The following is a 25624-nucleotide window of genomic DNA, read 5'->3' on the forward strand; positions in this document are numbered from 1 at the left end:
TTTGCGACAGGGTCGTAAAGAAGCTGAAAGGATAGATAGGCAAGTATCGCCAACATTGTCAGCGTGATATAAGTTTGCGCCGACACAAAAAGAAAGAGCCGCCCAGATAATAAAACAGGTGGGACGGCAGTACTCTTCTAAAAACCAAAGGAGCAAATCACGATGCGCGTGATGAAGTGGAGCATGATCGCCCTGGCTGTATCAGCAGGCACCTCGCAGTTCGCAATCGCGTCCTCCCAGGACGACGCAAAGGGCTTTATCGAAGACAGCACCCTGACCGCGAAAACCCGTGCGATGTACATGAACCGTGACTATAAAGACGGCGTGGGCAACGTGCGTCGTGGTAACGGTACTTACACCACTGGTACTGACGATAAAACCAGCGGCTACCGTCAAGACACCGGTATCAGCGAGTTGCTCAACTATCAATCCGGCTTCACCCAGGGCACTGTCGGTGTCGGTGTCGATGCCATGGCCATGGGCAGCGTGAAACTCGACGGCGGCGCAGGTCGTGCCGGTAACGGTTTGTTCGCTACCAATGGTTCCGGCGAACCGGAAAACACTCAGTCCAAACTGGGCGCGGCAGCGAAATTCCGCATCTCCGACACCGTTCTGAAATACGGCAACCAGTTCGTATCCAGCCCGGTCTTCACCACCGACGACGGCCGTCTGTTGCCTGAAGTCGCCACCGGTACCCTGATCACCAGCAACGAGATCAAGGGTCTGGAACTGAGCGCCGGTCGCTTCACCGCTCTGAGCGCGCAAACCGGCATGGGCCGTGACAGCATCAACGGTCGCAGCCGTGTCACCGGCAAGCAAAACCCAGGGCTGAGCGCAGCGAACATCGCTGGCTTCACCTACTCGGGTCTTGAGAACTTCATTTTCGCCGTGCACGCCTCCGACGTTGAAGACTACTGGAAGAAGCAGTACGTCAACGTCAACTACACCCTGCCACTGAGCGACAAACAGTCGTTGAACTTCGACTTCAACGGCTACCGCAGCAAGGACGACGGCAAGAAACTGGCCGGCGACCTGGACAACCGCGTCTGGAGCCTGGCAGCCGCCTATAGCATCGAAGCCCACAAGTTCACCCTGGCCTTCCAGCAGTCCGCTGGTAAAACCGGTTACAACTACGGCGTCGACGGTGGCGGTACCGTTTACGTAGCCAACTCCGTGCAGATCTCCGACTTCGTTGGTGAAGACGAGAAATCCTGGCAGGCGCGCTACGACCTGAACATGGCCTCCTTCGGCGTACCTGGCCTGAGCTTCATGACCCGCTACATTCGTGGCAGCAACGTTACCGTTGCCGACTCCAGCGATGGCAAAGAGCACGAGTGGGACGTAGAAGCCAAGTACGTACTGCAGGAAGGCCCGGCCAAGGACTTGTCCTTCCGTCTGCGTAACGCGATCTATCGTGGTACCAACAGCGATTACCGCGCGACCAACTACGACAACCTGAACGACCTGCGTCTGATCGTAGAGTATCCACTGAGCATCTTGTAATTTCAGTGCTCAGCTGAATGCACTAACACGCAGTTAAAATAAAAACCGCCGCCCTGAATCAGGTCGGCGGTTTTTTTATGCTTGCAAAAAACATTGGCGACGAAAAGACAAACTAAATAGCAAGCTAACTAAGCAGGCAAGCATCAATAGTTGTTGTCCGCTGACGCTGATTGCAACTTGATAGTTATCAATGGCCGCCCGTGAAAACAAACAAGGGGCTGATAGCCCCTTGTCTTGAACAGCACTAGTTGACCGAACGGCCAACTCATAAAACTGACTTATTGCGTTGCCGCTTCCTGAACCACACGAATGACTCGCTGTGGAAAGGGAATATCAATACCTGCCGCCTTCAAGCGATCACGGGACAATTCATTGAACCGGAACATCACATCCCAGTAATCCGCCGTCTTGACCCACACCCGCAATGACAGGGTAATCGCGCTGTCGCCCAAAGTGGAAACCACTGCTACTGGCGCCGGATCGGCCAGTACACGCTCATCCTTGGCCAGCTCCAGCAACACTTCACGGGCCTTCTGCAGGTCCGCGTCATAATCCACACCCACGTCGAACACTACCTTGCGGGTCGGCTGACGGTTGTAGTTGGTGATGATGCCGTTGGACAGATTGCCGTTGGGCACGATCACCGTCTTGTTGTCACCGGTACGCAGCACGGTGTGGAAGATCTGAATGCTGTCCACGCTACCGCTGATGCCCTGAGCTTCGATGAAATCGCCAATGCGGAACGGACGGAACAGCAGGATCAGCACCCCGCCGGCGAAGTTCGCCAGACTGCCTTGCAAGGCCAGGCCGATGGCCAGACCGGCGGCACCGATCGCGGCGACGAAAGAGGTGGTTTCTACACCAATCATCGAGGCCACACTGACGATCAGCAGCACCTTGAGAATGATGTTGGCCAAGCTGCTGATAAAGCCTTGTAACGCCAGATCGGCATTGCGCAGCGCCAGCAGCTTGCCCACTTTATGAGTCAACTTGTTGATCAGCCACCAGCCGATGGCCAGGGTGAGTACCGCCAGCAGCACACGGCTGCCGTATTCCATGATCATGGGAATCCAGGCTTGGGAAGCCCGGACCAGGTTGTCTACTTCAGCGTTCAAATCCATCTATCTCTCCAGATTCCCGGGGTTACGGCGTGCTTGACTGACCGGCAGAACGACCGGCTCGCCTGGAGCTCAATCGTTTCTGCCATTGCTCCGGCCTCGGACGCCAAAAAGCTCTAGAGGTTCCCGGAGAAGCGGATCAGTCGCGGAAGTTGTTGAACTGCAGCGGCATGCCGAATTCTTTGGCACGCAGAGCGGCGATGGCCTCTTGCAGATCGTCGCGCTTCTTGCCAGTGACGCGTACCTGCTCGCCTTGAATGGCAGCCTGTACTTTCAGCTTGGCATCCTTGATATGAGCGACGATCTTCTTCGCCAACTCTTTATCGATACCTTCCTTGAGTACGGCCTCCTGCTTCATCACCTTGCCCGAGGCGTAGGCGTCCTTGACCTCCAGGCACTGCACGTCGATCTTGCGCTTGACCAGGGCCAGCTTGAGGATCTCGATCATGGCCTCGAGCTGGAATTCGGCTTCGGCGGTCAGGTTGACGGCCAGATCCTTTTCCTTGAACTCGAAGCTACCCTTGCCCTTCAAGTCATAGCGGCGGTCCAGTTCCTTGACGGCGTTTTCCACCGCGTTGGTGACTTCGTGCTTGTCCAGTTCGGATACCACGTCAAACGACGGCATGTAATCTCTCCAAATAAAAAGGGGCGCTGTTCAAAACATCGAACACGCCCGGCTTGCGGTTAAAATCCGCGCTCATTATAACGGGTCTTTCCCCTCCTTCACCGCGCGCCCTCTGCGGGGCTGCCAAACAGAGCGAAAACTTGATGTCCACGACCTGGCATGTTCTCGGCGCCGGCAGCCTCGGCACCTTGTGGGCCACCCGCCTGGCCCGCGCCGGCTTGCCGGTACGCCTGATACTGCGCGATCAGGCACGCCTACAGGCCTATCAGGCGGCGGGCGGCCTGACCCTGGTAGAGCAGGGCCAAAGCAGCTTGCAGGCGATTCCCGGGGAAACCTGCGATAGCCCCGCACCTATCCACCGCCTGCTGCTGGCGTGCAAGGCCTACGACGCCGAAGCGGCGGTGGCCAGTATCGCCCCCCGCCTGGCCCAGGGCGCCGAACTGATCCTGCTGCAAAATGGCCTGGGCAGCCAGGACGCGGTGGCCGCCAGAGTGCCCAACGCGCGCTGCATCGCCGCCTCCAGCACCGAAGGCGCATTTCGCGATGGTGACTGGCGTGTGGTCTTTGCCGGCCATGGCTACACCTGGCTTGGCGACTCAGGCCACCCTACCCCACCGATCTGGCTGGATGAGTTGAGCGCCAGTGGCATTCCTCACGAATGGAGCACCCAGATACTGACCCGACTCTGGCGCAAGCTGGCGCTCAATTGTGCAATCAATCCTTTGACGGTGCTGCACGACTGCCGCAACGGCGGCCTGCAGCAACACCAATGTGAAGTGGCAACCTTGTGCGCCGAGCTGAGCGAGTTGTTGCAATGCTGCGGACAACCCACCGCGGCGGAAAACCTGCAGCAAGAGGTGGAACGGGTCATCCAGGCCACCGCCGCCAACTACTCCTCGATGTATCAGGATGTGGCCAGTCAACGACGGACCGAAATCAGCTATTTACTGGGCTATGCCTGCCAGGCCGCGGCCCGTCACCGCTTGCAGCTGCCTCATCTGCAACAGTTGCAGCAACGCCTGGTGAGACACCTGCGTCTACGCGGATTGCCCAGCGCCTGAGCAGCGGCTACGCTGCCCACTTGCTCATCTCCAGCGATATAGCCGATGCCATTGCGCCAGCGTCTTGAAAACCTGCCCGTGGGCCAAAAGCTCCTGGCCGCCCTGCTTGTCCTGTTGACCACCGTGCTGTTGGTCGCCAATCTGACCTTTATCAGCGCCGCTTACTGGATATCCCAGGAAAGCATGGCGCCCCAGGCACTGCAGACCATCGGCCGGCTGGTCTCCAACCCGGCCTTGGCGGTACAGGCTCTGAACTCTCCCGAAGATGCACAAAAGCTGCTCAGCGAGCTGGACAGCTATACCCCGCTGCGCGCGGCCGCCCTCTATGACGGCAAGGGCATGCGTCTGGCCCAACTGCAACACGGAGAGCACCTCAAGCTGCCCGAACGCTACCGGCACATCGAAGCCTGGCAACTGACCGAATTTCGCAGCAACCAAGTGATCGCTTTGCCTCGCCCGGGCCAGGCGCCAGGCCATCTGTTGCTGGTGGCCACCAGCGAACTGCCAATGGCGTTCTACACTGGCACCCTCACCGCAAGCCTCGGGATCCTCATTTTCAGCGTGTTGCTGTGGTTGATCATCGCGCGGCAGATCAAGCGCCTGATCACCCAACCGATTCACCAGCTCGAAGTGCTTTCGCGTCAGGTGACTCGCGAGGAGAACTACTCGCTGCGCGCCTCCCGGGGCAACCACGATGAAATCGGCAGCCTGGCGGAAGCCTTCAACACCATGCTGTCGCGTATCGAAGCCCGGGAGCAACAGCTCAAGCGTGCCCGGGACGACTCCCAGGCCGCCTACGATCAGGCCCAGGGACTGGCGGAAGAAACCCGCCATACCAACCGCAAGCTGGAACTGGAAGTCCAGGTGCGCAGCAAGATCGAGAAGAAGCTCACCGGCTTCCAGAACTACCTCAACAGCATCATCGACTCCATGCCCTCGGCGCTGATCGCGCTGGACGAACAGCTGTACGTTACCCAATGGAACCAGGAGGCCAGCGCCCTGTCCGGCACCCGCCTGGACGAAGCCCTGAACCAGCCGATCTTCCTCGCCTTCGAACCCCTCAAACCGTTCCTGCCGCAACTCAAGGAAACCGTCGAGCAACACACCGTCACCAAGGTCGAGCGGGTGACCTGGTTCAAGGATGAGGAGGCCAAGCACTATGCCCTGACCTTCTACCCACTGATGGGCGGCGCCGGACGCGGCGTGGTGATCCGGATCGACGACATCACCCAGCGCCTGTCCCTGGAAGAAATGATGGTGCAATCGGAGAAGATGCTTTCGGTGGGTGGTCTTGCGGCCGGCATGGCCCACGAGATCAACAACCCTTTGGGAGCGATCCTGCACAACGTGCAGAACATTCGCCGCCGGCTATCGCCCGAACTGCCAAAGAACCTCGAACATGCGCAGCAGATCGGCGTCGAACTGCAAACCGTCAATCGCTACCTGGACAGCCGTGAAGTACCACTCCTGCTGGACGGCATTCAACAAGCTGGGGCCCGGGCAGCAAAAATCGTCACCCACATGCTCAGTTTCAGCCGACGCAGCAATCGGCAGATGGCGCCGTGCGACCTGCCGGCACTGATCGACCAGGCGGTAGAAATCGCCAGCAACGACTTCGACCTGGCCATAGGTTTCGACTTCAAGGGCCAGGCCATCATTCGCCAGTTCGACCCGAATCTGGGCCCGGTCCCGGGCACCGCCAACGAACTGGAGCAGGTGCTGCTCAATCTGCTGAAGAACGCAGCCCAGGCCATTCATCAGCGCGATGACGACAGCGAACCGGGACGCATCATCCTGCGTACCCGACTCAATCCTCCCTGGGCGGAAATCCAGGTGGAAGACAACGGTATCGGCATGAGCGAGAGCGTTCGCAAACGCACCTTCGAGCCCTTCTTCACCACCAAGGAGATCGGCCAGGGCACCGGACTCGGACTTTCAGTGTCGTACTTCATCATCACCAACAACCACAAGGGGCAAATGGAAGTGCAATCGACCCGGGGCCAAGGCACCTGCTTTACCTTGCGCCTGCCCCTGGCCAGCAGCCAGCCCCAGATTCAAGAACCCCTACCACTGGAGAACTAAGCATGGGTTTTCGCTTGTCGAAGATTTACACCCGCACCGGCGACAAAGGCGAAACCGGGCTCGGAGACGGCCGCCGGGTTGCCAAGGATCATCCTCGAGTGGAAGCCATTGGTGAAGTCGACACCTTGAACAGCCAGCTGGGACTGCTCCTGGCCGGCCTGGAGGAGCAGGTTGATACCTGCCCGGGCTTCAAGGAAGTCATCGAGGTATTGGCACCCTGTCAGCACCGGCTGTTCGATCTGGGGGGCGAACTGGCAATGCCGGTGTATCAAGCACTCAACGAGGCCGAGGTGGAGCGTCTTGAGGCGGCCATCGATGTCTGGAATGAAGAGCTGGGCCCCCTGGAGAACTTCATCCTGCCCGGTGGTTCGTCACTGATCGCCCAGGCCCATGTTTGCCGCAGCCTGGCTCGCAGCGCCGAGCGTCGCTGCCAACACCTGAATGCGGTGGAACCCTTGCAGGGAGTAGGACTGGCCTACATCAATCGCCTGTCGGACCTGCTGTTTGTCGCCGCACGCCTGATTGCCAAGCGCCAAGGCATCGCCGAAATCCTCTGGCAGGCCGCCGCCAAACCCACCCCCTCTGCGTAGGCGCCGGCTTGCCGGCGAAAAGGTTTGCACAACGCCCAACGACGCCTTCGCTGGCAAGCCAGTTCCTGCATAGACGGCTGCTAGCCAGCGCTGCCACAGAGGATGTCTTCAGTCCTGCGGCCAGAAGGCGCGGATACCGGCAACACCTTGAGCACCGGCTTCCCAGGCTTGCTGACATTCGGCAGGCCCCACGCCCCCCAGCAGATAGACGGGCCTGTTGAAACTGCTGATCAACTGCTGCGCCTGCTCCCAGCCCAGGGGTTGGGCATCGGGGTGAGTCTGGGTCGGCTGTACCGGGGACAAGGTCACGAAATCCACATCCATCTGCTGCGCCAGGGACAACTCTTCGGCGTTATGGCAGGAGGCGGCCAGCCAGCGATCCTTGCCAAAAGGCCGCCCGGCGCTGGCGTACTTGCGCAATTGCGCCGCAGTAATGTGCCAGCCGGCAGAAGGGAAATCCCCTAGCCACTCGAACGGCCCCTTGAGCATCAACTGCGCCTTGCCCGCACACAGGCCCACTGCGTCCACTGCCAGATCGCGGTACTGGGGATCGTAGCCACCAGGAGCCCGCAACTGAATCAGCTTGCAGCCCTGGGCGATGGCCTTCTGCATGCCACGCAGCAAGGTCGGGGTTTCCAGGCCTTCCGGGGTAATCAGGTAGTGAGCGGGTAAACGCGCTGCAGCGACAATCGGCTGATTGGCTGCGGGGAACTCATAATCGGCCAACTCACGAGGGCTGACCCACGCCAGGGGCTGCCCTTCCGCGCCGTGGGCTTGGCCACTGAACGCCGAGACTTCCCAGACATCCAGCAACACCTGTTTGTCCGGATAGTCGTGCTGCACTTTGATCAGCGGGCGCGCCATCTGTACGACGATGCCCAGCTCTTCCTGCAGTTCACGGGCCAGCGCGGCTTGTACCGCTTCACCGGCCTCGACCTTGCCTCCGGGAAACTCCCACAGGCCACCTTGATGCTGAGTATCGGCACGCCGGGCAATCAGGATCTTGCCGGTGGCATCCCGGATGACGGCCGCAGCCACATGTACTCGTTTCACCGCACTGTTTCCTCTGATCAGGCATTGGGCCTGGCCCTTACAGGCCAGGCGTTGATATGTGCGCTTCGCCGGCAAGCCGGCTCCTACAGTGGGTGGAGCGGCGTTGCCGGAGAGGTTTTTAAGTGCGGTATTCCGCGTTGATCTTCACGTATTCGTGAGACAGGTCCGTGGTCCAGATGGTCTCGCTGCACGTACCACGACCCAGTTCGATGCGAATGGTGATTTCTTCCTGCTGCATCACTGCCGCGCCCTGGGCCTCGGTGTAACTGGCAGCCCGCGCGCCGCGGCTGGCAATGCAGACTTCGCCGAGGAATACATCGATCTTGCTGACATCCAGATCCGTGACGCCAGCACGGCCCACAGCGGCGAGGATGCGACCCCAGTTCGGATCGGAGGCGAACAGGGCCGTCTTGATCAGCGGCGAGTGAGCTACGGTGTAGCCCACGTCCAGGCATTCCTGATGAGTGCCGCCGCCGTTGACTTCAACGGTGACGAACTTGGTTGCACCTTCGCCGTCACGGACGATGGCCTGGGCCACTTCCATGCAAACCTCGAACACCGCCTGTTTCAGGGCAGCGAACAGCGGCCCCTCGGCCTGGGTGATTTCCGGCAGCTTGGCCTGACCAGTGGCGATCAGCATGCAGCAATCGTTGGTCGAGGTATCGCCGTCGATGGTGATGCGGTTGAAAGACTTGTTGGCACCGTCCAGCAACAGGTTCTGCAGCACTTCCCGGGAGACTTTGGCATCGGTGGCGATGTAGCCGAGCATGGTGGCCATGTTCGGACGGATCATCCCCGCCCCCTTGCTGATACCGGTCACGGTGATGGTCACGCCATCGTGCTGGAACTGACGGCTGGCGCCTTTGGGCAGGGTGTCGGTGGTCATGATCCCGGTGGCCGCGGCCGCCCAGTTGTCCACGGACAGGTCATCCAGCGCGGCTTGCAGAGCACCCTCAATTTTCTCTACCGGCAGCGGCTCGCCAATCACGCCGGTGGAATACGGCAGCACAGCGCTGGCATCGACGCCGGTCAGCTCCGCCAGCTTGGCGCAGGTACGGGTTGCAGCAGCCAGGCCCGGCTCGCCGGTACCAGCGTTGGCATTACCGGTGTTGGTCAGCAGATAACGCACCGGCCCCTGCACACGCTGCTTGGCCAGGATCACCGGTGCCGCGCAGAACGCGTTGAGCGTGAACACTCCAGCCACGGTGGAGCCTTCGGCACAGCGCATGACCACCACATCCTTGCGCCCGGGGCGCTTGATGCCGGCCGAAGCGATGCCGAGCTCGAAACCGGCAACCGGGTGCAACGTAGGCAAAGGACCAAGACCAACAGCCATGAATGCGCTCCTCTTATCAGGTGTCTGCACCGTCGTCTCAAAAGACGGTGTTGCAAATGGAAAAACGCCGCGACGGCGGATGCCGTCACGGCGCGGGTGTTTCAGTGTCTGGCGAGGATCTTAGTTGATCTGGCCGTGACAGTGTTTGTACTTCTTGCCCGAACCGCAGTAGCACAGTTCGTTGCGGCCCAGTTTCTGCTCATTGCGCACCGGCGCGGTGGCCAGGGCGACATCAACATCAACCCCCTCTTCCAGCGCTTCCGGCTGATCCAGACCCGGAGCCTCGGCGTGTTCGAACTGCAGACGCTGGGCCAGTGCCTCGGCTTCCTGACGCAGACGCGCCTCTTCTTCGGCCGGATCTTCACGGCGGACCTGCACATGGGACAGGACCCGGATCGAATCGCGCTTGATGGAATCCAGCAACTCGGAGAACAGGGTGAAGGACTCGCGCTTGTACTCCTGCTTCGGGTTCTTCTGCGCATAACCGCGCAGGTGAATACCGTGGCGCAGGTGGTCCATGGTGGACAGGTGGTCTTTCCACAAGTCATCCAGTACCCGCAGTACGATCTGCTTCTCGAAAGAACGCAGCGCTTCGGCACCGGCCTGGTCTTCTTTCTCGTTGTACGCAGCGATCAACTCGTTGAGCAGCTTCTCGCGCAGGGTTTCTTCGTACAGGTGATCGTCTTCGTCGAGCCATTGCTGGATCGGCAGGCTTACACCGAAACCGCTCTGGATCGACTCTTCCAGACCGGCCACGTCCCACTGCTCGGGCAGCGATTGCGGCGGAATATGCGCACTGACTGTGGCATTGAGCACGTCCTGGCGGAAATCGGCGATGGTTTCGCCAATGTTGTCCGCCGCCAACAAGGTGTTGCGCATGTGATAGATCACTTTACGCTGCTCGTTGTTGACGTCGTCGAACTCCAGCAATTGCTTGCGGATGTCGAAGTTGCGGCCTTCCACCTTGCGCTGGGCCTTCTCGATGGCATTGGTCACCATGCGGTGCTCGATCGCCTCGCCGGACTGCATGCCCAATGCCTTCATGAAGTTCTTCACCCGGTCAGAGGCAAAGATACGCATCAGGCTGTCTTCCAGGGACAGGTAGAAGCGGCTGGAACCGGCATCACCCTGACGACCGGCACGACCACGCAGCTGGTTGTCGATACGGCGCGATTCGTGACGCTCGGAAGCGATTACCTGCAGGCCACCGGACTCCAGCACTTGCTGGTGACGCTTCTGCCAGTCGGCCTTGATCTGGGCGATCTGCTCCGGAGTCGGGTTCTCCAGGGAGGCGACCTCCACTTCCCAGTTGCCGCCCAGCAGGATGTCGGTACCACGACCGGCCATGTTGGTGGCGATGGTCAAGGCTCCCGGGCGACCGGCCTGGGCGATGATTTCCGCTTCCTTCTCGTGGAACTTGGCGTTCAGGACCTTGTGCTCGATGCCTTCCTTGTTGAGCAGGTTGGACATGTGCTCGGAAGTTTCGATGGTCGCGGTCCCCACCAGCACCGGACGGCCCTGGGTCATGCATTCCTTGATGTCGTTGATGATCGCGGCGTATTTCTCATCCGCGGTCAGGAACACCAGGTCGTTGTAGTCCTTACGAGCCAGCGGCTTGTTCGGCGGAATCACCATCACCTGCAGGCCGTAGATCTGATGGAACTCGAAGGCTTCGGTGTCGGCGGTACCGGTCATGCCGGACAGCTTGGTGTACAGACGGAAGTAGTTCTGGAAAGTGGTCGAGGCCAGGGTCTGGCTCTCGGCCTGGATGTTGAGGTTTTCCTTGGCTTCGATGGCCTGGTGCAGGCCCTCGGACAGGCGACGACCCGGCATGGTACGGCCGGTGTGCTCATCCACCAGGACCACTTGACCATCCTGAACGATGTATTCGACGTTGCGATTGAACAGCTTGTGGGCACGCAGGCCGGCATAAACGTGGGTCAGCAGGCCCAGGTTGTGGGCCGAATACAGGCTTTCGCCTTCCGCCAGCAGGCCGACCTGGGTCAGCATTTCTTCGATGAACTGGTGACCGGCTTCGTTGAGCTCGACCTGACGGGTCTTCTCGTCGACAGTGAAGTGACCGGCCTTGGTGACCTGGCCTTCCACTTCCTCGATGTGCTGCTCCAGGCGCGGGATCAGCTTGTTGATTTCGGTGTACAGGCGGGAACTGTCTTCAGCCTGACCGGAAATGATCAACGGAGTACGGGCTTCGTCGATGAGGATCGAGTCGACTTCGTCGATCACGGCAAAATTGAGCTCGCGCTGGAACTTGTCTTCCATGCTGAAAGCCATGTTGTCGCGCAGGTAGTCAAAACCGAATTCGTTGTTGGTGCCGTAAGTGATGTCGGCGGCGTAGGCGGCACGTTTCTCTTCAGGCGGCTGGAACGGCGTAACCACGCCGACGCTCAGGCCGAGGAATTCGTACAGCGGGCGCATCCAGTTGGCGTCACGACGCGCCAGATAGTCATTCACCGTCACAACGTGCACGCCCTTGCCGGACAATGCGTTGAGGTACACACCCAGGGTGGCTACCAGGGTCTTGCCCTCACCGGTGCGCATCTCGGCGATCTTGCCTTCATGCAAGGTCATGCCACCGATCAACTGCACGTCGAAGTGACGCATACCCATGATGCGCTTACCGGCTTCACGGGCGACCGCGAAGGCTTCGGGAAGCAGTTTGTCGAGGGTTTCACCCTTGGCGATACGGGCCTTGAACTCGGCGGTCTTGGCACGCAATTGATCGTCCGAAAGGGCCACCATTTGCTCTTCGAAGGCATTGACGATCTGTACCGTCTTGAGCATGCGTTTGACTTCACGCTCGTTCTTGCTTCCAAAAAGTTTCTTTAACAAAGGCGCAAACATATCGGCAGGATCTTCCACACATAGGGTTGGAGGGCGGCCCCGTGAGTCGCCCGAGCAGCCCTCATGGCCGCATGCGAACGAGCATTCTACCCGGAAACGATGGTGAGGAAAGTGGCGTTATTCCACGATGCTGGCACAGCGCTGTGACGGGGCTCACCTAAAATAAGGGCTTTTTGCCGAACTTCAAGCCCATTGACCACAGAACTTAATGATTACGATCAGCAAAGCGCCAGAAAGTAGTCAAAGTACGAAAAAGCAATGAGCCCGGTGCCCCGGGTGCTTTCTGCTACCATGGCGCCTCTGTAACTTCAGGTTTCTGATCATGGCATTTCGCCCCCTTACGGCACGCGCGCCCGCCGTTCTTCTTCGCGAAGCCAAGCCACTCAAAGCCATACTCGGCCACGCCCAGCGCCTGGCGCATCTGCAGCGCCTGCTGGAGAGCCAATTGCAACCGGCCGCTCGCGAACATTGCCACGTCGCCTCCTGGCGAGAAGGCAGCTTGCTGCTGATCGTGACCGATGGCCACTGGGCTACGCGTCTGCGCTATCAGCAAAAACGCCTGCAGCGCCAACTGCTGGAGTTCAATGAGTTCAGCAACCTCACGCGCATCCTGTTCAAGGTCCAGCCACCCACGGTCCAACAGGGCGCAGCGGGGCATACCATGGATCTGTCGAACAACGCCGCCGCAACCATCCAGGCCACAGCCGAAGGCATCACCGATCCCAATCTGCGCGCCGCCCTGGAGCGCCTGGCCAGCCACGCCAAACCGCGGGGCTGATCCAGACGCCAGGCTTCAGCGCCGCTTGCTGCCGCCCAGCAACGACCCCATCAGGCCCCTGACCAATTGCCGACCCAACTGATTGGCCGCCTGACGCATGGCCGACTTCAATGCCTGCCCGGCGGCAGTGCCGAGGAACTCACCCGCCCGATCAGCCAGGCTCGGTTCTTCAGCGACGGGCTCGTCGGGCGTCGCCTGCGCTTCAGGCGCCAGGTCCTTGCGCCCCATCAGCACCTCATAGGCAGACTCGCGATCGATAGGCTTGTCATAACGGCCCTGTAACGGCGAACTGGCGATCAGGGCCTTGCGTTCGGTCTCCGTCAACGGTCCGATTCGCGATTGCGGTGGTGCCACCAGCACGCGCTGCACCATCTCCGGCGTCCCCTTGTCTTGCAGGGTCCCTACCAACGCCTCGCCAATGCCCAACTCAGTGAGCACCGCCAGCGCGTCAAAGTCCGGGTTTGGACGGAAACCATCGGCCACAGCCCGTAACGACTTCTGCTCCTTGGCGGTGAACGCCCGCAAGCCATGCTGAATACGCAGCCCCAGTTGAGCCAGCACATCGTCCGGCAGATCCCCTGGCGATTGGGTGACGAAATACACCCCCACCCCCTTGGAGCGAATCAGCCGTACCACCTGCTCCAATCGATCCTGCAGAGCCTTGGGAGTGCCTGCGAACAGCAAGTGGGCTTCATCGAAAAACAGGGCCAGTACAGGCTTGTCCGCATCACCACGTTCCGGCAATTGCTCGAACAATTCAGCCAGCAGCCATAAAAGGAAGGTCGCATAGACTTTCGGCGCCTCGTGCACCAAACGACTCGCGTCCAACAGATGAATCCGTCCACGGCCATCGGCAGCTGGCTGCAGAATGTCTTCCAGTTGCAACGCGGGCTCGCCGAACAGAGCTTCCGCGCCTTGCTGCTCCAGGGTCGCCAGACGCCGCAACAGCGCCTGACTGGACCCAGTGGTCATCAGCGCCGCATCATCTCCCAGCAGTTGAGGGTGGTCCTTGAGGTGATTGAGCAGCGCCTTGAGATCCTTCAAGTCCAGCAACAACAGCCCTTCACGGTCCGCCACCTTGAACGCCGCATACAGCGCCGACTGCTGACTGTCGGTGAGCTCAAGCAGGCTGCCCAGCAATAGCGGGCCCATTTCGCTCAAGGTGGTGCGCAAGGGATGGCCGGACTGACCATGGATATCCCACAGTGTTACCGGATACGCCTGAGGCTTATGTTCAAGCCACGGCATGCCGGCGATCCGTTCGGCGATCTTGCCCTGTGGATTGCCCGCCGCCCCCAGCCCGCACAGATCGCCCTTGATATCCGCGGCGAATACCGCCACCCCGGCGTCACTGAAGGCCTCAGCCAGGCGCTGCAAGGTCACGGTCTTGCCAGTACCGGTGGCACCCGCCACCAGACCATGGCGGTTGGCCAGGCGCATGGCCTGAGCGATCGGCTGACCACCAAGGTCGGCACCGATAACGAGTTGCGATGAGTCAGGCATTTTGTCACCCCTGGTTAATCTTTGGCCTTACACGGTCGATATGAAGAAATGATGGATCAGAAGTATCTGAAATAAAGGTCAGGTAATTCCTTTGGGATAGATGGAGATATCAGCTTACTTATAACACCGCCCATTTTGCGCGCTTTTCCAACCCGATGCCCTGGACTCAAAGACCTTAGCGGACACACCAAGCCATGAACAAAAATCTGCGCTTCAGCCACAAGATCCTGCTTGCCGCCTCGCTGATCGTCATAGCTGCATTTGCGCTATTCACGCTCTACAACGATTACCTGCAACGCAACGCCATTCGTGATGATCTGGACAACTATCTTCAGGAAATGGGCGACGTTACGGCAAAAAATATTCAGACCTGGCTCGCCGGCCGCGCCTTGCTGATCGAGAACATCTCGCAATCGGTGGCTCTCAACCCCGACCCGACCAATGTCAGCAACCTGCTGGAACAGAAGTCCGTGAGCTCAACCTTCATGGGGGCTTACCTGGGCAACAAGGACGGCACCTTCATCATCCGCCCGGACAGCAAGATGCCCGACGGCTACGACCCTCGCGCACGCCCCTGGTACAAGAGTGCCGAGAGCACCAACGGCTCGGCACTGACCGAACCCTATATCGACCTGGCCTCCGGCCAACTGGTGATCTCGATTGTCGACAGCGTGCTCAAGGCCGGCCAGCGGATTGGTGTAGTGGGCGGCGACCTGAGCCTGCAGGTGATTGCCGACAGCATCAATGCCCTGGACTTCGACGGCATGGGCTACGCCTTCCTGATCAGCGCCGACGGCAAGATCCTGGTGCACCCGGACAAGAACCTGGTGATGAAGAATCTCAAGGACGTCTATCCCCAGGACACCCCGCGCATCAGCAGCGAGCTCAGTGAGATCAGCGTCGACGGCAAAACCCGCATCGTCACCTTCACCCCGATCAAGGGCCTGTCTTCGGTGAACTGGTACATCGGCCTGTCGGTGGACAAGGACAAGGCTTTCGCCATGCTCAGCGAATTCCGCACCTCGGCCCTGATCGCCACCCTGACCGCCGTGGCCCTGACCATCGCCCTGCTGGGCCTGCTGATACGCTTGCTGATGCAGCCCCTGCACGTAATGACCCGTGCCATGCAAGACATCGCCGACGGCGAAGGCGACCTGACCCGCCGCCTGAACATCCACAACCAGGACGAGTTCGGCATCCTCGGTACGGCCTTCAACCGCTTTGTCGAACGTATCCACGGTTCGATCCGCGAAGTGTCCTCCGCCACCGAGCATGTCAACGAAGTAGCTCTGCGGGTGGTCAGCGCCTCCAACTCATCGATGCTCAACTCCGATGAGCAGGCCAGTCGCACCAACAGTGTCGCCGCGGCCATCAATCAACTGGGCGCCGCAGCCCAGGAAATCGCCCGTAATGCCGCCCAGGCCTCGCAGCAGGCCAGCGACGCCCGCAACCTGGCTGAAGACGGCCAGCAGGTGGTGGATCGCAGCATCCAGGCGATGAACCAGCTATCGGACATGATCAGCGCCTCCAGCAGCAACATCGAGACCCTGAACAGCAAGACAGTGAACATCGGGCAGATTCTCGAAGTCATCACCAGCATCTCCCAACAGACCAACCTGCTGGCACTCAACGCCGCCATTGAAGCCGCCCGTGCGGGTGAAGCCGGCCGCGGATTTGCCGTGGTTGCCGACGAAGTGCGCAACCTGGCTCACCGCACCCAGGAGTCGGCGCAGCAGGTGCAGACCATGATTGAGGAACTGCAAGTGGGCGCCCGCGAGTCGGTGAGCACCATGAGCAATAGCCAGCGTCACAGCCAGGACAGCGTAGAGATCGCCAACCAGGCTGGAGAACGGCTGAACAGCGTGACCCAGCGCATCGGTGAAATCGACGGCATGAACCAGTCGGTGGCTACTGCCACTGAGGAACAGACCTCGGTGGTGGAGTCCATCAACATGGACATCACCGAAATCAATACGCTGAACCAGGAAGGCGTGGAAAACCTCCAAGCGACACTGCGGGCCTGCTCCGATCTGGAACAGCAAGCAGCGCGCTTGAAGCATCTGGTGGGCAGCTTCAGGATTTGATGGCGGGCCTCAGGGCCCTTTAGTCGGCAAGCCGGCTCCTAGAGGAGGAGCCGATTGCCAACCATGACAGGCAAACCACTCACTGCGGCTCCGGTGGCGGCTCCTGCTGCAACTGCTCCCACAGTTGGGCGGCCCCAGGAAACTCGGTGCCGTCATCGGCATCAAGTTCGTCGGGGTCGTAGCGGCTCAAGCATCCCTCGCCGAGGGTGGCAGGGGCCTGGGAAGTGGCTTTATCCAGTGGATCGGTCATCGGGCTGACCTCGTGATTTACAGAACCAGGACCGGGATATTGCCCCCCGCTCCTGGTTTTTTTTCAATCAGAACACCACGGTCTTGTTGCCGTGCACCAGCACGCGGTCTTCCAGGTGGTAGCGCAGGCCGCGGGCCAGGACCATCTTCTCCACATCACGACCAAAACGCACCATGTCCTCGATGCTGTCGCTGTGACTGACTCGTACAACGTCCTGCTCGATGATCGGGCCGGCATCCAGCTCTTCGGTGACGTAGTGGCAGGTGGCGCCAATCAGCTTCACCCCACGCAGAGAAGCCTGGTGGTAAGGCTTGGCACCGACGAAGGACGGCAGGAAGCTGTGGTGGATGTTGATCACCTTGTGCGCATATTCGCTGCACAACGCCGGCGGCAGGATTTGCATGTAGCGCGCCAGCACTACCACTTCGGCGTCGTGCTGCTTGACCAGGCGCGACACCTCGGAGAATGCCGGCTCCTTGTCCTGAGGATTGACCGGTACGTGGTAATAAGGAATGCCATGCCACTCGACCATGCTGCGCAGGTCATCGTGGTTGGAGATCACACAGACGATCTCACAGTCCAGCTCATCGCTGTGCCAGCGGTGCAACAAGTCGGCCAGGCAATGGGACTCACGACTGGCCATGAGCACCACACGCTTCTTCTCGGCGGTATCAGTGATCCGCCAGTCCATCGAGAACTCTTCAGCGATCGGCGCAAATGCCTCGCGAAAAGCCTCCAGGCCAAAAGGCAGGGAATCGGCACGAATCTCGTGGCGCATGAAGAACCAGCCACTGAGGTTGTCCGAGTGGTGGCTCGCTTCGGTGATCCAACCGTTATGGGAGGCCAGAAAGTTACTGACTTTGGCAACGATGCCAACGCGGTCAGGGCAAGAAATCACCAACCGAAAGGTGCGCATGAGGGGGAAACTCCAGAACTTCGCAAAGGTCGCCATTCTAGCCACTACGCGAAAAAACTGCAGTATCCATTGCGCCCCGGGCCTTGATTAGATTGGCAAACGCACCTTCAAACGCCTTATCGACTGCCACTGCGACGACAGATACCGACACTTGCCAATAGCGCATAACTAATTTGTGAATAGCGCAATCGAACCCATCGACCTATTAAATACCGAAATGATTTTTACGCCTAAACACACTAAGAGAGACAAATAAAACAGCGGCATTATGTTTACTTGCACATACTCTCTGACTATTATTGCGACATTGTCACCCAGCCACTCAGCGCTCAATAAGGTAGTCCACATGTCCCTGATCAACGAATACCGTGCTACAGAAGAAGCCATTAAAGAACTGCAAGCACGTTTGAAGAACCTGTCCCAAGACGACAAACTGAAAACCGAACTGGAATTCGAAGGCAAACTGCGCAGCCTGATGGGCGAGTACTCCAAGTCCCTGCGCGACATCATCGCCCTGCTGGATCCGGACTCGAAAGTTAAAGCACCACGTGCCGCAGTAAAAACCACCGGCACCAAGCGTGCCCGTAAAGTTAAACAGTACAAAAACCCGCACAATGGTGAAGTCATCGAAACCAAAGGCGGCAACCACAAGACTCTGAAAGAGTGGAAAGCCAAGTGGGGCGGCGATGTGGTTGAAGGCTGGGCAACCCTGCTGGGCTAAGCCTTGCCAGTGAGCGCCCGGGCTCTTGCAGCCTGACTGAAAAACGCCAGTCCGCTGGCGTTTTTTTATGCCCCGGCGACCTGTTCCAGGCCCGGGGCACTCCCTCAAAGAGCCAGACGTCCAGCCAGGGCCCGAACATGCTCCTGCCACTCATCCAGCACCTGACGCTGCTTCGGATCAGCACTTAACAACGATTGCTCAAGTCCCTGAGCGAAACTTTCCAGGGTATTGGGCGCGCCGAGTTTCGGGTCAAGCAAACGCTGCTGACAGAAACCGCGCCAACGCTCTTGCTCGGTTTTATCCAATGTCTCCGGAAAGTTGCGGGCACGGTAGCGAAAGAGCAATTCAGGTAAGCGCTCATCATCAAATGGCCACTGTTGCTGAGCCAAATGCAACGGATCGGCCTCACGCACTTGCTCACACAAACGCCGATCGCGATCGCCAATAAAGCCGTCGTACAACTGTTGCTCCGGGTCCTCACTGGCAGCGAACTCATCAGGGCCGTAAATCACCGAAAGTTTATCCCGCCAAACTTCCTGGGCTTCAGTCAAAAGCAACCCACGGCGCTGGTACTGCTCCATGTCCAAGTGCAGCCGTTGTTGATCCTCCGCGCGCAGGACACTCAATGGCGCCACTACCGGGCAGCGATTGATATGGATGAGTTTCAACGGCACTGGCAGCTCACCGTCCAGAAGATCTTCGCGCCGCGTATATAAACGCTGACGCAAGGTTTCGGCATCCAGGTCCAGTAGCCCCTGCGGGTCCAGATGCAGATCACAGACGATCAGCGCATTGCGGTTGCGTGGATGCCAGGCCAGGGGCAGCACCACCCCGATATAGTGCCGTGCCGCAGAGAAACGCCCGGAAATATGCACCAGAGGCTGCAGCAGGCGGATCTGATCCATCACCCGCTGCTTGCTGCGCAGTTGAAACAGCCAGTCATAGAGCTTGGGTTGCTTGTCGCGAATCAGGCGCGCCAGGGCAATGGTGGCACGGACATCGGACAGCGCATCGTGGGCCTGGCCGTGGTCGATACCATTGGCGGCGGTCAGGCGCTCCAGCTTGAGAGTCACCTGCCCCTGCTCCTGCGGCCAGACGATACCCTCGGGACGCAGAGCATAGGCCGTGCGCACCACATCGATCAGGTCCCAGCGGCTGTTGCCGCCTTGCCACTCCCGGGCATAGGGATCGAAGAAGTTGCGGTACAAGCTGTAGCGGGTCACCTCATCGTCGAAACGCAGGGTGTTGTAGCCGACACCGCAAGTACCCGGACGCGCCAGTTGCCCGTGCACCCGGGTCATGAAGTCCGCCTCGCTCAAGCCCTGCGCCGCCAGACGGCTCGGGGTGATGCCGGTGATCATGCAGGCCACCGGGTGCGGCAGGATATCGTCGCTGGGCTGGCAGTAGAGGTTGACCGGCTCGTCGATCTCATTGAGCGCCAGATCGGTGCGAATGCCGGCCACTTGCAACGGGCGATCGCTGCGAGGATTGATGCCGGTGGTTTCGTAGTCGTACCAAAAGAGGGAAGTCACGGCCTGTTCCTGAACTGAAAGACCGCCGCAGTCTAGGCGCTCAAGCGCCACCAGGGCCAGCCGCGCGTCCAGGCATTACCCAGACCGGGGCATCGAATTCGTAGTTAATGATGTCGTTTGCCCCTCAGACACTGCTAGCATCGGCGCTGGATTTTTCTCTACCAGGCCAAGCCGACAAGTTGCCCATGCTTGAGACGACAGCAACGCCAAGGAACGCATCGTTGCACCCGCCACTGGATACGCGGTATCAGGTCGAAACCCCCGAGGGCATCGACCTGCCACTGCGACCTGCGGGGCTGCTGGTCCGTACCCTGGCGTTTTCCCTCGACCTGTGTATTCGCGGGCTGGTGCTGGGCCTGCTGTTGATTGTCCTGGGCTTTTTCGGCGAGATCGGTATCGGCCTCGGCTCGATCCTGCTGTTCCTGATCAGCTGGTGGTACATGGTGCTGTTCGAGGTACTGAACCAGGGTCGCTCTCCCGGCAAACAACTGATGGGGCTACGGGTGGTACAGGACGATGGCACCCCCATCGGCTGGAGCGCCTCCCTGACTCGCAACCTGTTGCGCTTTGCCGACATGCTGCCGTTCGGCTACTTCCTCGGCGCAATCAGTTGCCTGCAGCACCCGACCTTCAAGCGCCTCGGCGACCTGGCCGCCGGCACCCTGGTGATCTACCGCGAGCAGTCGGTCAAGCGACCGGAACTGCCAGCCGCCGTGCCCCGTTCCGCGCCTTTTGCCCTGAGTCTGAATGAACAACGAGCGATTCTCGAGTTTGCCGAACGCCAGAGTCAGCTGTCGGCCGAACGGACCGGGGAACTGGCGGCGATCCTCGCGCAGCCGCTGCATGTACCCACCGCCCAGGCCACTGCCGAACTCAATGGCATCGCTCGCGGTTTTCTGGGAACGACATGAAACAAAGCCTTTTTGAAAACCGTCACCAGGCGCAATGGCAACAGTTCGAGCATCTGCTGGACCAGTTGGAGCGACGCCGAGCCAAAGCCGAGGACTGCCAGAGCTTCGTCCAGGACTACCGTCGCCTGTGCCAGCACCTGGCCCTGGCTCAGGAGCGCGGCTACAGCAGCTACCTGATCGACCCTCTGCAGCAACTGGCCTTGCGCGGCCATCAGCAGTTGTACCGTCAACGCACCGCCATCAGCGCCAATATCCTGGGGTTCGTACTGGCCGGTTTTCCTCGCCTGGTGCGCCAGGAATGGCGCCTGGTGCTGATCGCCAGCCTGCTGTTCTTTGGCAGCCTGCTGGGTATAGGACTGCTGGTGTACCTGTTTCCCGAGCTGATCTACAGCCTGGTGAGCCAGCAACAGGTGACGGAAATGCAGGGCATGTACGACCCCAGCGCCGGACGCCTGGGACGGGCTGCCGAACGCGCCTCCAGTGAAGACTGGGTGATGTTCGGCTACTACATCATGCATAACATCGGCATCGCCTTTCAGACCTTTGCCAGCGGTTTGCTGTTCGGTCTGGGTAGCGTGTTCTTTCTGTTTTTCAACGGTCTGATGATCGGCGCCATCGCCGGCCATCTGACCCAGATCGGCTTCGGCCAGACCTTCTGGCCCTTCGTCATCGGTCACGGTGCCTTCGAACTGAGCGCCATTGCCCTGTCCGGGGCGGCCGGCCTGAAACTGGGCTGGGCGCTGATTGCCCCCGGTCGCCTGAGCCGCGGCGAAGCCCTGTTGCAGGCCGCGCGGATCAGCGTGCAACTGGTCTACGGGGTCATCGTATTCCTGCTGATCGCGGCCTTTATCGAAGCCTACTGGTCCTCCATGACCTGGCCTGCGGCCTGGATCAAATACAGCGTCGGCGCCGTCCTGTGGAGCCTGGTGGCGACGTACCTGACCCTGGCCGGACGTGAATCCCATGCGCCTGAGTGACGCCAGCGTGACGATCCGCCCACGCACCCCCTGGGAAGCCATGGACCTGGGCGTACTGCTGAGCCAGCGCCACCGACGCCTGCTGATGACCAGCTGGGCCATCGTCAGCCTGCCGGTGTTCGCCCTGCTGAGCCTGCTGCTGTGGCAATCCCCATCCTTGGCAGTGCTGTTGTTCTGGTGGCTGAAACCGGCCTTCGAACGCTTGCCGCTGTTCATCCTCTCCAAAGCCCTGTTCGGGGAAACCCCAAGCCTGGGAGAGGCGCTGAGGCAATGGCCACGCCTGCTCAAGCCACAACTGCTGGCCAGTCTGACCTGGCGCCGCTTCAGCATGAGCCGCAGCTTTGTCATGCCGGTGGTGCAACTCGAAGGCCTGACTGGCGACGCCCGGCAACAACGCCTGGCGGTTCTGCTGCAGCGCAACGCCGGGGCTGCACGCTGGTTGACCCTGATCGGCATGCACCTGGAGGGCGCCTTGTGGATTGGCCTGATGGTGCTGTTCTACCTGTTGCTGCCGCAACAGATCGAGCTGGACTGGAACTGGCAGAGCCTGGTCATCGCCGCTCAGCAAGACTGGCTCTGGCTGGAACACCTGACCAACGCCTTCTACGCCCTGGTCCTGGTGATCTGGGAACCGATCTACGTGGCCTGTGGCTTCAGCCTGTACCTCAACCGCCGCACCGAGCTCGAGGCCTGGGACATCGAACTGGTTTTCCGCCGCCTGCGCCAGCGTCTGGCAGGCACCGCGGTGCTGCTGCTGGTGGCCGGCCTGATGCTGGCGACGCCAGGCCCATCGCTCTGGGCAGCCACCACCAGCAGTTCCGTGGCCGGCCCCGAAGTGCCCCGACTGCAGCAGCAACCTCTGACCAGCAAGGCCTCGAAGGACAGCATCCAGGGCATCCTGGAAAAGCCGCCATTCAAGAACCAGGAATCGGTCACCCGCTACCGCTTCGGCGAAGAACAGGCACAGAAGAAAGACGCCAAGGGCAAGCCGCCGGGCTGGCTTAAGAGCCTGTTGGAAAACCTCGACAACAACAGCTTCGGCAGCCTCGCCAAGGGCCTGGAAATCCTCCTCTGGGGCTTGCTGCTAGGGGCCCTGGGCTGGCTGATCTGGCGCTACCGCGATTGGCTGCGTGCCTTTGTCAGCCGCCGTCCGCTACCGCGCAAGAAACGCCCCGCCGCGATACCCCAACAACTGTTCGGTCTGGACGTCAGCAGCGAAACCCTGCCCGCCGATGTGGCCGCCCGCGCCGAGGAGCTCTGGTCAAACCAGCCCCGGGAAGCCCTGGGCCTGCTGTATCGGGCACTGCTCAGTCGCCTGCTGGAAGACTTTCATCTGCCCCTCAGCGTGGCCGATACCGAAGGCCAGGTACTGGAGCGGATCAAGGCCTTGCAGCAACCGCCCCTGGAAGCCTTCAGCCGCGAGCTGACCAAGCACTGGCAGAACATGGCCTACGGGCACCGGGTTCCCGGCGCCGATCTGCAGCCGCAACTGTGCGACGCCTGGCGCAGCCTGTTCGGCCCAGGAGCGCCCGCATGAAACGCTATCTATGGGGCAGCCTGGCCCTGTTGCTGATCCTGGTACTGGGAGCCGCCGGCTACTACCTGTACCAACAGGCCACGCCTTATCAGGAACTCATCGATCACGGACCGTCTCCCGAAGCCCAGGCCAATCCCTACCTGGCCGCCGAGATGTTTATGCGCGAACGCGGCCTCAAGGTCGATCACGCCAACGGCCTGGAAGTACTGGCCACCTTGAAGCCCGCCGGCAACAGCCTGCTGTTGCTGGGAGAGCGCTCGAACATGAGCCCGCGCCAGGTCGACCAGGTGCTGGATTGGGCCCGTGCCGGTGGTCGGCTGATCTTTGTCGCCGAAGCCCTGTGGGACGATGACACCCAACAAAGCGGTGACCTGCTGCTGGATCGGGTGCAGATCCATCAACAGCTCAGCGAGGACCTTGAGGAACCGCCGGAACAGGAAGCCAACGACGCCTTTCCAAAGCTGACCAAAGTCTATCTGGAAGACGAACAGGCCCCGGCCTACATCGGCTTCGACACTGCCTTCCACCTGGACGACCCGGACAGCCTGGCCCAATCCTGGGCCAACAGCGGCGTGGCCACCCACATGATCCAGCTCGACTACGGCCAGGGTTCGGTCACCGTGCTGACCGACGCCGACATCTGGAAAGCCCCGGCCATCGGCCTGTACGACAACGCCTGGCTGCTGTGGTACCTCAATACCGATACGGCAGTAACCCTGCTGTTCAACACTGACCACCCGAGCCTGTGGCAATTGCTCTGGCGCTATTTCCCCCAGGCGTTGGTCGCCCTGGCCCTATTGATCGGCCTGTGGCTATGGCAGGCCGGTAGCCGCCAGGGTCCGTTGCTGGCACCGGCGCCCAAGGCCCGGCGTCAACTGCGTGAACACCTGCGCGCCAGCGCCGACTTCATCCTGCGCCATGGCGGCCAGGGCCCACTGCTACAGGCCCTGCAACTGGATATCCGGCGCCGGGCCCGACGTCGTCATCCGGGTTTCGAACAGCTGGAGCCCGAAGCCCAGTGGGACGTGCTCGCCCTCCTCAGCCACCAGCCTGTCGCTGCTGTGCGCCAAGCCCTGCAACCCTTGTCCGGGCAGCGCCTTTCCGGTGCTGACTTCAGCCACCAGGTCGCCCACCTGCAAACTCTCAGGAATGCCCTATGAGCGAACAACCCGTCGAACCCCTTGACTCCTCTGAGGCACCTCAGCCCCAGGTCCATGTCGCCCAGCAGCGGCAACGGGCCAGCCAGCTGGCGCAGGCGGTGCGCCAGGAACTGCAGAAGGTGGTGATCGGCCAGGAGGCCGTGATCGATGATGTGCTGACGGCGCTGATCGCCGGTGGCCACGTACTGCTCGAAGGCGTCCCTGGTCTGGGCAAGACGCTGCTGGTACGGGCCCTGGCCCGCTGCTTCGGCGGTGAGTTCGCACGGATCCAGTTCACCCCGGACCTGATGCCCAGCGATGTCACCGGCCACGCGGTGTACGACCTGCAGACCGAGCAGTTCAAACTGCGCAAGGGGCCGCTGTTCACCAATCTGCTGTTGGCGGACGAAATCAACCGCGCCCCGGCCAAGACCCAGGCCGCTCTGCTGGAAGCCATGCAGGAACGCCAGGTGACCCTGGAAGGCCGGGCCCTGCCCATCGCCCAGCCATTCATGGTCCTGGCGACCCAGAACCCCATCGAGCAGGAAGGCACCTACCCGCTGCCGGAAGCTGAACTGGACCGTTTCATGCTCAAGTTGCGGATGGACTACCCGGACGCCGAGGAGGAGCTCAACATGGTTCGCCAGGTGGCTCGCTCGACCCGCGCCGACATGCTCGATGTCCAGCCCCTGCGTACCGTGCTCCAGGCCAAGGACGTGCTGGCCCTGCAGCGCATCGCCAGTGAGCTGCCCCTGGACGAACAGGTGCTCGACTATGCCGTGCGCCTGGCCCGGGCCACCCGCAGCTGGCCCGGACTGACTCTCGGCGCCGGCCCGCGAGCCTCCATTGCCCTGGTGCGCGGAGCCCGGGCCCGGGCCCTGCTGCGGGGCGGCGAATTCGTGATTCCGGATGACATCAAGGGCTGTGCCCTGGCCGTACTGCGGCATCGGGTACGGGTCGCTCCGGAACTGGATATCGAAGGGCTATCGGTGGAACAGGTGCTCAAGCAGATGCTCGAGCAGATTCCGGCACCGCGTCTGTGAGCC

The 25624-nt window shown here is 60.6% G+C and carries 21 protein-coding genes and 1 pseudogene; 13 read left to right on the plus strand and 9 right to left on the minus strand.

What is annotated here, in order from left to right; translation table 11 throughout:
• Positions 1 to 162 precede the first annotated feature (162 nt).
• Positions 163 to 1503 (plus strand): OprD family porin, encoded by a 1341-nt coding sequence (locus tag ACSSVC_RS28350; protein ID WP_102860552.1) that lies wholly within the window; start codon positions 163 to 165, stop codon positions 1501 to 1503.
• Between the two features lie 278 nt (positions 1504 to 1781).
• On the opposite strand, the gene ACSSVC_RS28355 is transcribed toward ACSSVC_RS28350, so the two are convergent.
• A complete protein-coding gene (locus ACSSVC_RS28355; RefSeq protein ID WP_346632444.1) occupies positions 1782 to 2624 on the minus strand; it encodes a mechanosensitive ion channel family protein in 843 nt (280 codons plus the stop codon).
• 136 nt (positions 2625 to 2760) lie between these two features.
• Positions 2761 to 3246: a YajQ family cyclic di-GMP-binding protein gene (locus ACSSVC_RS28360; RefSeq protein WP_346632445.1), complete on the minus strand. Its 486-nt coding sequence runs from the start codon at positions 3244 to 3246 to the stop codon at positions 2761 to 2763.
• A gap of 143 nt (positions 3247 to 3389) precedes the next feature.
• Between ACSSVC_RS28360 and ACSSVC_RS28365 the strand changes: the two genes are divergently transcribed.
• Genes ACSSVC_RS28365 through ACSSVC_RS28375 form a run of 3 tightly spaced genes read left to right on the plus strand, consistent with a single transcriptional unit; the run spans position 3390 to position 6979 of the window.
• Positions 3390 to 4307: a putative 2-dehydropantoate 2-reductase gene (locus ACSSVC_RS28365; protein ID WP_492611749.1), complete on the plus strand. Its 918-nt coding sequence runs from the start codon at positions 3390 to 3392 to the stop codon at positions 4305 to 4307.
• 45 nt (positions 4308 to 4352) lie between these two features.
• Positions 4353 to 6389 (plus strand): sensor histidine kinase, encoded by a 2037-nt coding sequence (locus ACSSVC_RS28370; RefSeq protein ID WP_346632447.1) that lies wholly within the window; start codon positions 4353 to 4355, stop codon positions 6387 to 6389.
• A gap of 2 nt (positions 6390 to 6391) precedes the next feature.
• Complete coding sequence (locus tag ACSSVC_RS28375; RefSeq protein ID WP_346632448.1) at positions 6392 to 6979, plus strand: cob(I)yrinic acid a,c-diamide adenosyltransferase; 588 nt, start codon at positions 6392 to 6394, stop codon at positions 6977 to 6979.
• A gap of 108 nt (positions 6980 to 7087) precedes the next feature.
• On the opposite strand, the gene ACSSVC_RS28380 is transcribed toward ACSSVC_RS28375, so the two are convergent.
• The 3 genes from ACSSVC_RS28380 to secA form a co-directional block, all read right to left on the minus strand.
• Entirely contained in the window at positions 7088 to 8032 is a 945-nt protein-coding gene (locus tag ACSSVC_RS28380; RefSeq protein WP_346632449.1) for a Nudix family hydrolase, read from the minus strand.
• A 118-nt stretch (positions 8033 to 8150) separates the two neighbouring features.
• A complete protein-coding gene (argJ, locus tag ACSSVC_RS28385; RefSeq protein ID WP_346632450.1) occupies positions 8151 to 9368 on the minus strand; it encodes a bifunctional glutamate N-acetyltransferase/amino-acid acetyltransferase ArgJ in 1218 nt (405 codons plus the stop codon).
• A 120-nt stretch (positions 9369 to 9488) separates the two neighbouring features.
• Positions 9489 to 12230, minus strand: coding sequence for a preprotein translocase subunit SecA (secA, locus tag ACSSVC_RS28390; protein ID WP_346632451.1), 2742 nt, complete (start codon positions 12228 to 12230; stop codon positions 9489 to 9491).
• A gap of 322 nt (positions 12231 to 12552) precedes the next feature.
• Between secA and ACSSVC_RS28395 the strand changes: the two genes are divergently transcribed.
• Complete coding sequence (locus ACSSVC_RS28395; RefSeq protein ID WP_123726105.1) at positions 12553 to 13008, plus strand: DUF721 domain-containing protein; 456 nt, start codon at positions 12553 to 12555, stop codon at positions 13006 to 13008.
• Positions 13009 to 13023: 15 nt separating this feature from the next.
• On the opposite strand, the gene ACSSVC_RS28400 is transcribed toward ACSSVC_RS28395, so the two are convergent.
• The gene (locus ACSSVC_RS28400) at positions 13024 to 14511 is read right to left on the minus strand and encodes a helicase HerA-like domain-containing protein (protein WP_492611750.1); all 1488 of its coding nucleotides are present in this window, start codon (positions 14509 to 14511) and stop codon (positions 13024 to 13026) included.
• A gap of 194 nt (positions 14512 to 14705) precedes the next feature.
• Here ACSSVC_RS28400 and ACSSVC_RS28405 point away from each other — a divergent pair.
• Together ACSSVC_RS28405 and ACSSVC_RS28410 are read left to right on the plus strand one after the other, a co-directional pair.
• Positions 14706 to 15737: pseudogene (locus tag ACSSVC_RS28405) on the plus strand (HAMP domain-containing protein); the annotation flags it as partial.
• Positions 15738 to 15830: 93 nt separating this feature from the next.
• A complete protein-coding gene (locus tag ACSSVC_RS28410; RefSeq protein ID WP_371826169.1) occupies positions 15831 to 16595 on the plus strand; it encodes a methyl-accepting chemotaxis protein in 765 nt (254 codons plus the stop codon).
• Between the two features lie 79 nt (positions 16596 to 16674).
• On the opposite strand, the gene ACSSVC_RS28415 is transcribed toward ACSSVC_RS28410, so the two are convergent.
• Positions 16675 to 16845, minus strand: coding sequence for a hypothetical protein (locus ACSSVC_RS28415; RefSeq protein WP_346632454.1), 171 nt, complete (start codon positions 16843 to 16845; stop codon positions 16675 to 16677).
• 67 nt (positions 16846 to 16912) lie between these two features.
• On the minus strand, positions 16913 to 17761 hold the full coding sequence (purU, locus tag ACSSVC_RS28420; RefSeq protein ID WP_346632455.1) for a formyltetrahydrofolate deformylase: 849 nt from the start codon (positions 17759 to 17761) through the stop codon (positions 16913 to 16915).
• Between the two features lie 346 nt (positions 17762 to 18107).
• On the opposite strand from purU, the gene mvaT reads away from it, so the two are divergent.
• A complete protein-coding gene (gene mvaT / locus ACSSVC_RS28425) occupies positions 18108 to 18482 on the plus strand; it encodes a histone-like nucleoid-structuring protein MvaT (RefSeq protein WP_102860539.1) in 375 nt (124 codons plus the stop codon).
• Positions 18483 to 18586: 104 nt separating this feature from the next.
• Here the strand turns inward: mvaT and sbcB are convergent, their stop codons facing one another.
• A complete protein-coding gene (gene sbcB, locus ACSSVC_RS28430) occupies positions 18587 to 20014 on the minus strand; it encodes an exodeoxyribonuclease I (protein WP_346632456.1) in 1428 nt (475 codons plus the stop codon).
• A 185-nt stretch (positions 20015 to 20199) separates the two neighbouring features.
• Here sbcB and ACSSVC_RS28435 point away from each other — a divergent pair, with 185 nt between their 5' ends.
• The 5 genes from ACSSVC_RS28435 to ACSSVC_RS28455 are packed head-to-tail and all read left to right on the plus strand — an operon-like array spanning position 20200 to position 25621.
• Positions 20200 to 20925, plus strand: coding sequence for an RDD family protein (locus ACSSVC_RS28435; RefSeq protein WP_492611751.1), 726 nt, complete (start codon positions 20200 to 20202; stop codon positions 20923 to 20925).
• Positions 20922 to 21902, plus strand: a complete 981-nt coding sequence (locus ACSSVC_RS28440) for a stage II sporulation protein M (RefSeq protein WP_492611752.1) — start codon at positions 20922 to 20924, stop codon at positions 21900 to 21902. Before ACSSVC_RS28435 ends, ACSSVC_RS28440 begins: the two co-directional genes overlap by 4 nt.
• The gene (locus tag ACSSVC_RS28445) at positions 21889 to 23439 is read left to right on the plus strand and encodes a DUF4129 domain-containing protein (RefSeq protein WP_492611753.1); all 1551 of its coding nucleotides are present in this window, start codon (positions 21889 to 21891) and stop codon (positions 23437 to 23439) included. The genes ACSSVC_RS28440 and ACSSVC_RS28445 overlap by 14 nt, the downstream gene beginning before the upstream one ends.
• A complete protein-coding gene (locus ACSSVC_RS28450; RefSeq protein ID WP_346632460.1) occupies positions 23436 to 24599 on the plus strand; it encodes a DUF4350 domain-containing protein in 1164 nt (387 codons plus the stop codon). The genes ACSSVC_RS28445 and ACSSVC_RS28450 overlap by 4 nt, the downstream gene beginning before the upstream one ends.
• Complete coding sequence (locus ACSSVC_RS28455; RefSeq protein ID WP_404937545.1) at positions 24596 to 25621, plus strand: AAA family ATPase; 1026 nt, start codon at positions 24596 to 24598, stop codon at positions 25619 to 25621. Before ACSSVC_RS28450 ends, ACSSVC_RS28455 begins: the two co-directional genes overlap by 4 nt.
• Positions 25622 to 25624: the final 3 nt, after the last annotated feature.

This window comes from Pseudomonas sp. E1BtOHC1 (genome assembly GCF_058744285.1).

Bases quoted from the DNA above. Each gene is read 5' to 3' on its own strand.
- ACSSVC_RS28350 (WP_102860552.1), top strand. From the start codon at position 163: ATGCGCGTGATGAAGTGGAGCATGATCGCCCTGGCTGTATCAGCAGGC.
- ACSSVC_RS28355 (WP_346632444.1), bottom strand. From the start codon at position 2,624: ATGGATTTGAACGCTGAAGTAGACAACCTGGTCCGGGCTTCCCAAGCC.
- ACSSVC_RS28360 (WP_346632445.1), bottom strand. From the start codon at position 3,246: ATGCCGTCGTTTGACGTGGTATCCGAACTGGACAAGCACGAAGTCACC.
- ACSSVC_RS28365 (WP_492611749.1), top strand. From the start codon at position 3,390: ATGTCCACGACCTGGCATGTTCTCGGCGCCGGCAGCCTCGGCACCTTG.
- ACSSVC_RS28370 (WP_346632447.1), top strand. From the start codon at position 4,353: ATGCCATTGCGCCAGCGTCTTGAAAACCTGCCCGTGGGCCAAAAGCTC.
- ACSSVC_RS28375 (WP_346632448.1), top strand. From the start codon at position 6,392: ATGGGTTTTCGCTTGTCGAAGATTTACACCCGCACCGGCGACAAAGGC.
- argJ (WP_346632450.1), bottom strand. From the start codon at position 9,368: ATGGCTGTTGGTCTTGGTCCTTTGCCTACGTTGCACCCGGTTGCCGGT.
- secA (WP_346632451.1), bottom strand. From the start codon at position 12,230: ATGTTTGCGCCTTTGTTAAAGAAACTTTTTGGAAGCAAGAACGAGCGT.
- ACSSVC_RS28395 (WP_123726105.1), top strand. From the start codon at position 12,553: ATGGCATTTCGCCCCCTTACGGCACGCGCGCCCGCCGTTCTTCTTCGC.
- ACSSVC_RS28400 (WP_492611750.1), bottom strand. From the start codon at position 14,511: ATGCCTGACTCATCGCAACTCGTTATCGGTGCCGACCTTGGTGGTCAG.
- ACSSVC_RS28410 (WP_371826169.1), top strand. From the start codon at position 15,831: ATGCTCAACTCCGATGAGCAGGCCAGTCGCACCAACAGTGTCGCCGCG.
- ACSSVC_RS28415 (WP_346632454.1), bottom strand. From the start codon at position 16,845: ATGACCGATCCACTGGATAAAGCCACTTCCCAGGCCCCTGCCACCCTC.
- purU (WP_346632455.1), bottom strand. From the start codon at position 17,761: ATGCGCACCTTTCGGTTGGTGATTTCTTGCCCTGACCGCGTTGGCATC.
- mvaT (WP_102860539.1), top strand. From the start codon at position 18,108: ATGTCCCTGATCAACGAATACCGTGCTACAGAAGAAGCCATTAAAGAA.
- ACSSVC_RS28435 (WP_492611751.1), top strand. From the start codon at position 20,200: ATGCTTGAGACGACAGCAACGCCAAGGAACGCATCGTTGCACCCGCCA.
- ACSSVC_RS28440 (WP_492611752.1), top strand. From the start codon at position 20,922: ATGAAACAAAGCCTTTTTGAAAACCGTCACCAGGCGCAATGGCAACAG.
- ACSSVC_RS28445 (WP_492611753.1), top strand. From the start codon at position 21,889: ATGCGCCTGAGTGACGCCAGCGTGACGATCCGCCCACGCACCCCCTGG.
- ACSSVC_RS28450 (WP_346632460.1), top strand. From the start codon at position 23,436: ATGAAACGCTATCTATGGGGCAGCCTGGCCCTGTTGCTGATCCTGGTA.
- ACSSVC_RS28455 (WP_404937545.1), top strand. From the start codon at position 24,596: ATGAGCGAACAACCCGTCGAACCCCTTGACTCCTCTGAGGCACCTCAG.